The organism is Acinetobacter stercoris (assembly GCF_900323515.1).
Taxonomy (GTDB): domain Bacteria; phylum Pseudomonadota; class Gammaproteobacteria; order Pseudomonadales; family Moraxellaceae; genus Acinetobacter; species Acinetobacter stercoris.
Genome location: NZ_OOGT01000120.1, coordinates 1 through 12,039, shown reverse-complemented (window position 1 = coordinate 12,039; position 12,039 = coordinate 1). Strand labels below are relative to the sequence as shown.

Annotated in this window: 9 protein-coding genes; 4 read left to right on the top strand and 5 right to left on the bottom strand. The window is 36.7% G+C overall.

Features of this window, described 5'->3' with window-relative positions:
• The first annotated feature begins 148 nt into the window (after positions 1-148).
• The 4 genes from KPC_RS12485 to KPC_RS12470 all read left to right on the top strand — a co-directional run bounded on the left by KPC_RS12485 (position 149) and on the right by KPC_RS12470 (position 5,928).
• Entirely contained in the window at positions 149-1,810 is a 1,662-nt protein-coding gene (locus tag KPC_RS12485; RefSeq protein WP_121974689.1) for a phosphoethanolamine transferase, read from the top strand.
• A gap of 418 nt (positions 1,811-2,228) precedes the next feature.
• On the top strand, positions 2,229-3,866 hold the full coding sequence (locus KPC_RS12480) for a phosphoethanolamine transferase (RefSeq protein ID WP_121974688.1): 1,638 nt from the start codon (positions 2,229-2,231) through the stop codon (positions 3,864-3,866).
• Between the two features lie 11 nt (positions 3,867-3,877).
• Positions 3,878-4,564 (top strand): response regulator transcription factor, encoded by a 687-nt coding sequence (locus tag KPC_RS12475; protein WP_121974687.1) that lies wholly within the window; start codon positions 3,878-3,880, stop codon positions 4,562-4,564.
• A 2-nt stretch (positions 4,565-4,566) separates the two neighbouring features.
• Entirely contained in the window at positions 4,567-5,928 is a 1,362-nt protein-coding gene (locus KPC_RS12470; RefSeq protein ID WP_121974686.1) for an ATP-binding protein, read from the top strand.
• Positions 5,929-5,995: 67 nt separating this feature from the next.
• Here the strand turns inward: KPC_RS12470 and KPC_RS12465 are convergent, their stop codons facing one another.
• The 5 genes from KPC_RS12465 to KPC_RS12445 all read right to left on the bottom strand — a co-directional run bounded on the left by KPC_RS12465 (position 5,996) and on the right by KPC_RS12445 (position 11,909).
• Positions 5,996-6,802 (bottom strand): BUD32 family EKC/KEOPS complex subunit, encoded by an 807-nt coding sequence (locus KPC_RS12465; RefSeq protein ID WP_121974685.1) that lies wholly within the window; start codon positions 6,800-6,802, stop codon positions 5,996-5,998.
• Between the two features lie 374 nt (positions 6,803-7,176).
• Complete coding sequence (locus KPC_RS12460; RefSeq protein ID WP_121974684.1) at positions 7,177-8,730, bottom strand: hypothetical protein; 1,554 nt, start codon at positions 8,728-8,730, stop codon at positions 7,177-7,179.
• A gap of 159 nt (positions 8,731-8,889) precedes the next feature.
• Complete coding sequence (locus KPC_RS12455) at positions 8,890-9,075, bottom strand: hypothetical protein (protein WP_121974683.1); 186 nt, start codon at positions 9,073-9,075, stop codon at positions 8,890-8,892.
• A 99-nt stretch (positions 9,076-9,174) separates the two neighbouring features.
• Entirely contained in the window at positions 9,175-10,200 is a 1,026-nt protein-coding gene (locus KPC_RS12450) for a formylglycine-generating enzyme family protein (RefSeq protein ID WP_121974682.1), read from the bottom strand.
• The gene (locus KPC_RS12445) at positions 10,197-11,909 is read right to left on the bottom strand and encodes an arylsulfatase (RefSeq protein ID WP_121974681.1); all 1,713 of its coding nucleotides are present in this window, start codon (positions 11,907-11,909) and stop codon (positions 10,197-10,199) included. Before KPC_RS12445 ends, KPC_RS12450 begins: the two co-directional genes overlap by 4 nt.
• Positions 11,910-12,039 lie beyond the last annotated feature (130 nt).

The window sequence follows — 12,039 nt, the reverse complement described above, 5'->3', positions numbered from 1 at the left end:
TAATTTGATTTTATCTAAACTTGGTATTTAGTTTATCTTCATTAAGTTTTAAGCTGTAATTAATTTGTTGTTTATTTTTCTATTCTCCCATTAATCAAGTGATCTGTTTTTTAAACAGTCGTGGTTGATTGTATCCAATCGTATGTATATGTTTAAGTTTTTTGATAAATTCAGGAATCTGGTTCCACCACTGTCTTTAAGCCGTTTTAATTTGATGTGTGCAATCTGGCTGGCAGTGGGTGGTAATTTTATTTTTTATAACAAGGCATATTTTTATGCCAATGATAATGGTCTGCCAAAGAGCCTTTGGATAGTGATAGTCACTGTTTGCTTGGTCGCATATTTTAATTTTTGGCTACAAGTTTTTCAGTGGAAATACAGCGCAAAAATCATGAGTTCGATCTTGATTATCATTGCTGGTATAGCATCATATTTTTCAAATAACTTTGGTGTTTATATTTCTCCTGAGCAAATCCAGAATGTGATGCAAACCGATTCTGCTGAGGTCATGCAATTAATTACTTCATATTTCTGGTATTGGTGTGTATTGTTTATATTCTTGCCATTGCTCCTGGTGTGGATAACCCCCATCAAACCGGAGTCTTTTACATCAAGATTAAAAGCAAAACTATTACATATTATTGTTTCAATTGCTATTTTACTGGTTTTAATCCTGAGTAATTATTTAAATTTTGTTCATTTGTTCCGTGAACATAAAGAAATGCGTTATCTGATTTCACCGCATAATGTTCTTAATTCTGGTTATATCTATCTGGGGCATTTAAACATTGAGCAAAAACCCATACAGCCTTATGGTACGGATGCACATCTTTCATATAAAGCCAATCATGAAGCTAAACCTAGAATGATGGTATTAGTTGTTGGTGAAGCTGCACGGGCTGAAAGTTTTTCTTTAAATGGTTATCGAAGAAATACCAATCCAAAGCTATCGTTGAGAAAAGATCTTCTTAATTTCAGCCAGGTCTATTCTTGTGGTACTTCAACTGCTGTTTCAGTTCCTTGTATGTTTTCAGGAATGCCTAGAAAAAACTACAAGCCAGATGTTGCTGCACATAGAGAAGGTCTGCTCGATATTGTTCAAAGAGTAGGTTATAAAGTGACATGGATTGATAATGACTCTGGCTGCAAAGGTGTATGTGATCGGGTTGATCAGATCGAAATTAGCAAGAGCCTGAAAGAACAATACTGTAAAGATGACGGTTTTTGCCTGGATGATGTATTGCTGGAAAGCTTTAAATCATATCTGGCAAGTATTCCTGCTTCGGATCGGACACCACAAGTTGTAGTGTTACATCAACGCGGTAGTCATGGACCTGCTTACTATAATCGTACGACGCCAGCTTTTTCACCATTTCAACCTATTTGCAACAGTAGCTCCTTACAGGATTGTACACACACACAGATCGTAAATAGTTATGACAATACCATTGTGTATACAGATCATATTTTAGATCAAATTCTACAAATCCTTGAAAAGGATCAACGTTATCAAACAGGTTTCTGGTATTTGTCAGATCATGGCGAATCCACAGGAGAACGAGGTGAGTATTTGCATGGTACAACTTACTTGATCGCACCTTCACAGCAAAAGCATATTCCCATGATGATGTGGTTCTCACCACAATGGCGGGAGTCTTCTGGTGATAAAGTTGATTGTTTGTTCAAGCAACAGCATCACATCTTAAGCCAAGACAATTTGTTCCCGACTTTTCTGAGCCTGCTTGACATACAAACTGAAACGAAAGATCCAGTAAATGATATGTTAAAGAAATGTCAAAATAGGGTATGAGCTATTGATCAATAGGTATCGTATTGTAGGCTAAGGTTTTTATGGATGAAGAGCATGTCATTATGGTCAGTCGATCATGAATTGACTGTGATGATGTGCCTTTGAGCATGAAAGACTTACCTGTGAAATAAAGACTGGAGCATTTTATAAATTTGAATTTTATGTTTGTTGATTGAGGTAGAGTGACAAGATGTTTTGTATAAAAAGACAGTGTTTAAATTATCCTGTTTACTGTGATTTTCAGTTGGGTATGATTTAAATTTCGATAAAAAATAAAACAATTATTTTAAGTATATGAATAAAATATAGAAAATAAAAAAAGATTAAATTTTGTTTAAGTCAGTTTTAAGCTTATCAAAGTAATTTTGCCAAATCATAAGAGCTTTTTCTATTAATGTGATTTGAGTACCCCTGACAAATGATAAGTCGCTCCAGACAATTTTCCTTAGTATGTTTCAACTTGATCATTGCTACCTGGTTAGGTGTTTGCCTGAATTTTAGTTTTTTTTATCAAATTCAAAAGCTAACTTCCTATCATGGTATTAAGGCAAATTTATTTTTAATTTCAACAGTGCTTGTATTGGTAGCAATGTATAATGTTGTCATACAGATTCTTGGCTGGAAATGGACTGCTAAGGTGATAGGCATTATATTGGTGCTGATCGGTGGCTTTAGTTCATATTTTGTCAATTCACTAGGCGTAGTGATCTCACCAGACCAAATTCAGAATATGATGCAGACGGATGAGGCAGAAGTATCTGATCTGATTTCATTGAAATTCTTTTTTTGGATATTGGGTTTTGTGATCCTGCCGATTGCATTTTTACTCTGGGTAAAAATCAAACCTGAACCAATTAGCCGTATGCTACTCAACAAGGTTGTGAGTATCGTACTGTCAGTAATTATTCTGGGAGGTTTGCTATTTGTCTATTATGGTAATTATGCACCTATTTTTCGTGAGAATAGAACACTTAAGGGTATGATTTCACCTTTAAATTCAACATCTTCCTTGATGTCGTATTATCGCAAGAAAGCACCTAAGGAAGACCTTCCGCTGGTGACTTATGGGCAAGATGCAACGTTACGAAAAATACCGAACCAGTTACCTAAATTGATGGTATTGGTTGTAGGTGAAACTGCACGTGCTGAAAGTTTTTCACTAAACGGATATGCCAAAAACACCAATCCATTACTAGCCAAGCAAGAGGGGCTGATTAACTTTACTCAGGCTTCTTCATGTGGAACCTCGACTGCTGTATCAGTTCCTTGCATGTTCTCAGGTATGCAACGTAAAGATTATGATGAAAATTTGGCTCATCATCGTGAAGGTTTGCTCGATATTGCAAAACGGGCAGGTTATAAAGTGACCTGGATTGATAATAATTCAGGTTGTAAAGGTGCCTGTAACCGTATTGAATTGTATAAGATGCCTGAATCTATCAAGCAAAAATGGTGTTCTGATGGGGAATGTCTAGATGCTGTCTTGGTTGATGGTTTAAAAGATTATCTTGGAAAAATCCCTGAAAATGATCAGACACCGAGATTGATTGTATTACATCAGGTAGGGAGTCATGGTCCTGCATATTACAAGCGAACAACAGCAGAGTTTTCACCGTTTAAACCAACTTGTGATACTAATGCGATTCAGGATTGTGCTGGAAATGCATTGATTAACAGTTATGATAATTCGATTGTTTATACTGATCATAATTTAAATCAGGTTATTGAGATTTTAAAAGCAAACAAAAAATATCAAACGGGTTTTTGGTATTTATCAGATCATGGTGAATCGACTGGGGAAAAAGGAATGTATCTACATGGAGCACCATATGCTATTGCTCCTTCTCAGCAAACGCATATTCCTATGCTGATGTGGTTTTCTCCTGCGTGGAAAAAAGTTGCATCTGAACAGGTGAACTGTTTGGCATCTCAAAGTAAAAATGAAGTAAGTCAGGATAATTTATTTCCAAGTTTACTCAGTATGCTAGATATTAAAACAAAAACTATCGATCCAAAAATCGATCTGTTAGAAAAATGCAAGGCTCAGCAGAAGTAGGAGTTCCACATATGGCTAAGATATTGATGATTGAAGATGATTTTATGATTGCTGAGTCGACAATGACTTTGCTTCGATATCATCAATTTGAAGTAGATTGGGTAAATAATGGTATAGAAGGGCTAAAACTTCTTGTACAGCAAAACTTTGATCTGGTTTTACTTGATCTTGGTCTGCCAATGATGGATGGCATGCAAGTCCTTAAGCAAATTCGTCAAAAAACGAAAGTACCTGTATTGATTATTTCGGCTCGGGACCAACTACAGAACAGGGTAGATGGATTAAATCAGGGTGCAGATGATTATTTGATCAAGCCTTATGAATTTGATGAATTACTTGCACGTATCCAGGCTTTGCTTCGTCGGGTGGGTACTGAAGCTCAGGCCTCAACTGCAAATGATTTAATTTTAAAAAGTGGTGATTTGATCTTAAATGTTGAGCAACATATCGCTACAATGAATGGTCAGGAAATAGAGTTGTCTAATCGTGAATGGGCAATTTTAATTCCTTTAATGACGCATCCTAACAAGATTTTTTCTAAAGCAAATCTTGAAGATAAATTGTATGATTTTGATAGCGAGGTTACGAGTAATACCATTGAAGTCTATGTCCATCATTTACGTTCAAAATTAGGTAAGAACTTTATTAGAACAATTCGTGGCTTAGGTTATAGATTAGGTCAGACCTCTAAAGAATAGATATGCCATCGCCCCATTATTCTCTTAAAAAACAACTAATTGGATACACCTCATTATTTAGTATTTTATTGGGGTGCATTTTTGTTTTTACTGCCTATAAAATTTCTTTGGGTGAAATTAACGAAGTTTTAGACTCACAGATGAAATACCTGGCAGAGAGAATCTCAACGCATAATGTCGAGCCCGTTGCCAGTAAATATGATAGTAGCCGACATTATCATGAAGAGGACATGTTTGTTGATGTCTGGGCATATAAAGATCAGAATTATATGCATCATGAACATCATTTATTGGTGCCACCAGTAAAAAAAGAAGGTTTCTATCGTCAACAAACCAATCATGGTATTTGGTATGCATACGTCTTGCCTTTTGGCGAGTATCAGATTCAGGTCAGTCAGCAGGAAAAAGTACGTCAGGTTCTTGCTCTTGAGCTAGCTGGCAGTATGTTTATTCCTTATCTGATTATTATTCCTTTTGCGATTTTTGGTTTGATTATCATTATTCGTCGAAGTTTAAAACCGCTAGATGATTTGCGCACAGATCTTACTCAGCGTGATTCGAACTCTCTGGAGCCAATTGACGATTCACAGTATCCAATTGAACTGCTTTCTACCACTACTGAAATCAATCATTTATTTGAACGTATTTCCGAATCACAACAAGAACAAAAACAGTTCATTGCCGATGCAGCCCATGAGCTGAGAACACCTATTACTGCTTTGAACTTGCAAACTAAAATTTTATTAAGTGAATTTCCAGAAATGGAAAATTTACAAAATTTGAGTAAAGGTTTGGCGCGTATGCAACATTTAGTGACGCAATTGTTAGCTCTTGCGAAACAGGATGCTTCACTTTATCAGATTGACGCGATTACAACTTTTAAATTGAATGATGTCGCATTAAGTTGTGTTGAACAGTTGATGAATCTCGCAATGGCGAAAGATATTGATCTAGGATTTGAACGCAATGATCTTGTGGAAATGCAGAGTATTGAACCTACAATCCATTCTATTATTTTTAACTTGATTGATAATGCAATTAAATACACACCAGAATCTGGAATGATCAATGTTTCGGTCATTCGGGAAAGTGCTGATATCGGTTGTATTTTAATTGAAGATAATGGTCCTGGTCTTGAACCCGATGAATATGAGAAAGTTTTAAAACGTTTTTATCGAGTACATCACCATCTTGAAGTTGGTAGCGGTTTAGGGCTATCTATCGTTCAAAAAGCAATACAGCATTTAGGTGGAGAATTAGTTCTCTCACGTAGCTCAGAGTTAGGTGGGTTAAGCGCTTTAGTACGCTTACCTGTATACCTTAGCATTCATAAACAAGAACATTCTATAGATCATGGCGAGTAATGATCACGTAGAAAATTTAAGATTCAGTTAAAATTTTATATGATTATTTAACTAAATCCGGAACATATTAAATCATTGGTAAAGGTTCTTCCTGTTCCAATATCTGAAAAAACATCAGACATTTTTGAATACGTTTTCCATCATTGCCAAATTTGTCGAATTTAATTTTTTTTGCCCAAGCCAATTTTTTACCAATACTTTTAATACCTTTATAAATTTTTTTATAAGGAAAAACCGTATTGATGAAAATTTGACAAATACGAGGTATTTCTTCTTCAGTAAAACGATAAGCTGTTGAAAAAATGAAACATAACCAGTCTCTGATTTGACAAGTTTCGATATCAAGAACTTCGCCTGGGTCTGTTTCAAAATCAATAAATGTAAATTGTTTATCTTTACTGACCAGAATATTTCTTGCAAAAGCTTCACTGAGATAACCATCTTTTTGATGTACTTCCTGAATAGCTTTTACCGCATCTTCAAACAATTCAAATTTGCGCTCACTATCATCTTGATACATCGCCAATGCATGATCTAACTGGATAACATCTTCACCCATTTGTGCTGCATCTTCTAGAAGTAAACCTGAAGGAGAAATAGCCAAAATATTAGGTGTAGAAACTCCAATACCTTGTAAATCCTGAATCCTGTAAGCTTCACATAAAATAGCTCGACTACCGCCACGATTGGGTATAGGCGTCAACGCTTTAATATTGAATAAGCTGGCTAACCATCTCAGTGGTAAATAAATCCAGGCAGAATGACGATCTGATGATTTTTTTAACCATACTTTTAACTGACCAAGGTGATAAGCCCGAATACTTTCTTGTTGAGACTTTGTGGTTTGTTTTAAGAATTTAGAAAAGTTATTCATGTCACCATAGATAAATTTGCTAAAAATTTAGTGTAACTTAATAGTAATTTTTTTGTAAGTTTAAGGTTTCATTAATATGGCTTTAAGTTTCATATTAAGATATTATGTAATTGAGTATTTTGTAAAATACTATTTAAAATCAGTTGTATAATATTAATTATTTTTGAAACATGAAGTTACATTATTTGTAATAAAAATACTAATGAGACGTATTATTATTAATGAAAAGTCAAATAAATAGAATTAGGTTTAATTAAGAGAATAACTTAATAATTCTCTCGATAGGTGCACAAACATTTTAACTGAAAAAAGCCAGATGATCAGTCTGGCTTTACTGTGAATTAAACAATTTAATATGAGTATATTGGTGGGTATCAGGAGCCTTGCTTGCGTTTAAAGAGTTTTTCAATCGGTAATTTATCTTTAGCCAATCCATAAAGTGCAGCAAAGGGGAGTGCAGTTCTAGCCAGGTATGCAACTCGCCATAGACCTCCATGATTAGCACCAGACATTATTAATTCTAAAGGATGCTCCAGATTTGCGTGTGGATTAGCAACTGATTTTGGATTTTTAAGATCATGAATCCAGAGTGCTGCCATCAAAGCGTTGGTTGTCTCAGGCAAAAAAGCTTCAACATCAAATAAATTAGCGCCACTAAATGCAGCTTTAAGTAAAGGATTCTTGGTGACAGAATGGGTTGTAGTGGACGGTGCAATATTGATACTGACCATCTGGCCATGATGGCGTGCCAGAGTAGCACGCCATTGCTGAATACGTTTTGCCAAAGCATAGTTCGGGCCTTGTTCAATAACCAGACAATCTGCAATCCCATAAGCTTTACCATTGTCTGAAGAAATAAGCTTCTGCTGATTTGGCTTAAACATTTGTTTAAGTGATAGCGAAGAAATTCCTTTGGTTACGCTCTTTTGCAGTTTTGAACGATCTTGATATTTCTGAATAGATGCTTCTGTAACTTCTTTAGGTACCGCATATACATCTGTTGGGGTGCACATATACATCAGACTACTATCAGGTTTCTGATCACTGACATATTGCATGATGCTGTCCATAGCCATAGATACCCGAACGTGCTTTTCGCCATCAAGATAGGCGATTGCAGCGAGATCCAGTTTGTGAGGGTTTTGAACTAACCAGTGCGCAATTTCTGGAATCTGGGTTAAAAGGTTTGCACCTAACTTATCTTTAATTTCATCGATTGATAGATTGCTTGGGAGTTGCTCTAAAGCTGGGGCATATAACGTCGCGTTACCTTGCTGAATAGTTGTTAATATTTTTTGCCAGACTTTCGCATTAGGAAGGTCAATGGCAATAATATTTGCTTTCCATTTTGCCAGCCATGTAAGTGGACCTGCTTCTGAGCCTGCACCAAATAAAACCATTGTGCGATCAGATAAATCAAACCATTCAGGGTGATCAATGACTTCGCGTAATGCCTTGGCATGACTAGGTTCAATAATGCCTTTTTCTTCCCATATTTGAATTTGTGTTAATAATGACTGTCCCTGTAGTTTCTGACCGTGATATGGGACATACCATTCAGGTTCTGATTGATGCTGTCCCTGAAACTTAAATGTTTCAAACTGGTCGATGGCAGGAATTTCCATGACATCTTTAAGTAGATAACAATGACCATCACGGTAAAATTCAAAACTATTCTGTGCCTTGTGTAAGCCTTGTTTTGCGATAGTAATTGGATTACTTGTATTACGAATCCCGTGCTCAACAAGTGCTTTAAAATATCTTGGATACTGTTTACGCCAGTTCTTTTCATGGAGAAGTTGCTGTGACGTTTTATTATCCACTATGCATAGTGCTTCTGCGAGAATAGCTTTACCTGTCTCAGAACTACTTGCTTTTTGAGTATCACTTTGAAGTGGAAATTGTAAACCATCAATTGAGTTTGACATGCAAAATATCTCGAGATTTTGAACATTAATATACAGATGTATACATTATCCACGCCAAGTTTAAGAAAAGGGTGGCATTTCATACCAAAATTGTATAAATCTCTGCCTTGAAATTATCAGGCATAAAAAAACTCTCTATACAGAGAGTTTTTATTGGTTTTAACAACGCCCTTTTTTGGCTTGACCAGGTGGGCAAAAATCTCCGCCACGTCTATGCTCATGATAACCGCCTCGATCATATGGCCCATCAGGATCAACAATAACGCTTCCAGATGGTGTGTGAACAGCACAGGCAGTGAGACTGATAGATATACCAAGCGCAATCAATGTTAAAATCTTTTTCATCATGATTTCCTTACCACTTTCTTGATCAAGTATAAGGAATGCATAAAAAAATAAATTTGTATATTTGTAATGACTTCAACATATTATCTTCAATTTTTATCAAGATCCTCGCAAGATTGTTCTGAAGCCAACATGAGTTATAGCTAGATCAGTTTCTTGAGGATATCGGGCACTATTCCTGAATCTGGCACAATAATTGTCCGCACATAAAAATGAACCTCCTTTGATTACATATTCGCGTGCTTTAATTTCGGATTGCCGAAGTGCAGAAGGATTTCCAAGGTGCATGTCATGAGCACCTTGATAAGGCGTTGTAGTCCATTCCCATACATTTCCGATCATGTCATATAAGCCAAATGCATTGGCTTTGAAACATCCAGCAGGAGCAATACCTTCAAACCCATCTTCTAGCAGATTTTTTGTCGGAAACTCACCTTGCCAATAGTTAGCTTGTGGAAGATGTTGATGATCACGAGGCTGATGATGGAGGGCTACATCTTCATTTTGTCCAGCTTTCGCTGCATATTCCCATTCGATTTCAGTTGGAATTTCTCTACCCAGCCACACAGCATAATTTTCTGCATCATTTAAGGTTACATAGCGAACAGGTTCGTGAGGCAGGGGCTTTTGACCATGTAAGCCATTTGGGGTACGCCATGTATAGCCTGATTTTAGCTGCCACCAGATTTTAACCTTTTCGGGGGCTGGACTGAACACTGCAGCGGTTTTTTGTTTTTCAGCATCTGTGACGTAGCCTGTTGCATCTACAAAAGTTTGAAACTGAGCCACAGTAACTTCAGTTTGGTCAATCCAGAAAGCAGGGACATTACGTTTCTTCTGTCCAAAATTTTGCTCATCCTGATATGCGAGTTCAGAACCAAGCTCAAACTGACCAGCTGGAATACTGACCATGCCAGCATGAGGGCTGGTTAACCAATCTTTGGGTAATCCTGAATACTGTTTGCACTCGGTTAAGTTACCAAGTTTTAAGATTTCTGTTACAGATTCAGTTTTTTTTGCCGCTGATGTCTGTGACTTTTGATGTGTTTCATGAGAATTTGAGTTGCTACATCCAAAAAGGATGATGCAACTCAAATTTAAAAATACCAGATGAACTAATTTCATTGTTGAGGATAATCCAGTACACCATTTGCTTTGGCATATTTTTGATACAACTCTGCTAAAGCTTGTACTTTATCAGGACGTTGTTTCGCCAAATTGGTTGTTTCACCTCTGTCATTTTTTAGATCGTACAGTTCCCATTCAGCAGTACCATTGGCAAGTATTGCACGCCCTTGATGGGCAATTTTCCATTCACCTGATTTTAGATATTTACTGGCATGTAGTTCATCAGCAAAGACAAAATTGCTATCTCGTAAAGATTGAGTTTTTTGCTCAAGGAGATTTTTCCAGGATACTCCAGATGGGGTATTGATTGTTCTACCTTTATACTGGTTTTGCGGTACGGAAATCCTTGCAAAATCGAGAATGGTTGGAAATACATCTAAAACAGAAGCAAAACCATGGAATGTTTCAATGGATTTTGTCTGATTTGGAAGTTTAACAATGGCTGGAGCTGTTGTTGCACCTTCACCCGCAGTATCTTTCCAGAGATGAAAAGGTGTTGCGCTGACTTCTGCCCAACGCGGTCCAATAAAGGTATAAGAATTGGCGTTGCCAATATTGCCCAAAGAATTATCAAAGCCTTGAGATGGTGAATTACCACCTCGAATGAAACCCTCTGCACCGTTGTCCGATACAAAGAAAATCAGGGTGTTTTCATAGAGTTTATGATCTTTTAAATACTGAATAATCCGGCCAATATTGAAGTCCAGATTTTCGACCATACCTGCATAGACTTCCATTTTTCGTGCTTCTATTGCTTTTTGTTCAGCAGATAATTCATCCCATTTGCCATATCTTTGTGGAGCAGTATTGGTCTCGATTGGTATTGCTGCTTTGAAGTCTGCAGGAATTATTCCAAGTTTTTTCTGACGTTCCAAACGTGCATTACGAATAGCATCATAACCTGCATCGTATTTGCCCTTATAACGGTCACTATATTCTGTTGGAGCCTGTAGTGGCCAGTGGGGAGCTGTAAATGCGGCATAGGCAAAAAAAGGTTTGCCATCATTGCGGTTGGATTCTATATAATGAATGACCTTATCTGCATAATAATCACTAGAGTAAAAATTGTCAGGTAAATCTGAAATAGGAACTTCCTTGCCATCTTCAGTATAGGTTGCCTGTCTTTCTCGATTGTATTGACTTGGATTTTGCTTAAAGTGCAAATCCAGACCTTGCAATAAGGTAAATGAGCGTTCAAAGCCTTTAGCATGAGCATTGGTCTTGGCTGCATTTTCAGGATTGTTTCTATCGGTATCACTTAAATGCCATTTACCAGAAATATAGGTATGGTAGCCATTATCTTTTAAAACCTCCGCAATTGATAAAGAACGTTCATTGAGATAGCCCTCATATCCAGGTTCACCTTTAAGATTTCCTGCAAGCTCAGCCATTGAGCCTATACCAGACAAATGGTGATCTGCTCCTGAAATGAGTTGTGCCCGAGTAGGGGAACAGGTTGGAGCTGTGTGATAATCTGTCAGTAAACGACCTTGTGAGGCGAGAGCATCCAGATTCGGAGTATGAATTTCTCCACCAAATGCGCCAATATCAGAATAACCAAGATCGTCAGCCATGATAAAAAGTACATTAGGGCGTTTTTCTGGTGCTATAGCAGCAGTAAAGTCATTATCATCATCGTTACACGCGACAAGTTGTGTAGAGATAAAAATTGAAAGAGCCAGTTTTAAAAAATGTTGTTTCTGCATGTTGTTATCTATGATCCTGTTTGCATGCAGGTTAATCATCTAAACTTACTTTAAAAAATAATTATTTTCGGCAAGAAACTGAAAAAAAATACTAAGCAAATTTTTATCTATCCTTAGATAAAAATAAAAA

What these genes read in the sequence shown, in the direction of transcription:
- KPC_RS12485 (WP_121974689.1), top strand. Translation starts at nt 149, where the DNA reads ATGTTTAAGTTTTTTGATAAATTCAGGAATCTGGTTCCACCACTGTCT.
- KPC_RS12465 (WP_121974685.1), bottom strand. Translation starts at nt 6,802, where the DNA reads ATGAATAACTTTTCTAAATTCTTAAAACAAACCACAAAGTCTCAACAA.
- KPC_RS12455 (WP_121974683.1), bottom strand. Translation starts at nt 9,075, where the DNA reads ATGAAAAAGATTTTAACATTGATTGCGCTTGGTATATCTATCAGTCTC.
- KPC_RS12460 (WP_121974684.1), bottom strand. Translation starts at nt 8,730, where the DNA reads ATGTCAAACTCAATTGATGGTTTACAATTTCCACTTCAAAGTGATACT.
- KPC_RS12450 (WP_121974682.1), bottom strand. Translation starts at nt 10,200, where the DNA reads ATGAAATTAGTTCATCTGGTATTTTTAAATTTGAGTTGCATCATCCTT.
- KPC_RS12480 (WP_121974688.1), top strand. Translation starts at nt 2,229, where the DNA reads ATGATAAGTCGCTCCAGACAATTTTCCTTAGTATGTTTCAACTTGATC.
- KPC_RS12475 (WP_121974687.1), top strand. Translation starts at nt 3,878, where the DNA reads ATGGCTAAGATATTGATGATTGAAGATGATTTTATGATTGCTGAGTCG.
- KPC_RS12470 (WP_121974686.1), top strand. Translation starts at nt 4,567, where the DNA reads ATGCCATCGCCCCATTATTCTCTTAAAAAACAACTAATTGGATACACC.
- KPC_RS12445 (WP_121974681.1), bottom strand. Translation starts at nt 11,909, where the DNA reads ATGCAGAAACAACATTTTTTAAAACTGGCTCTTTCAATTTTTATCTCT.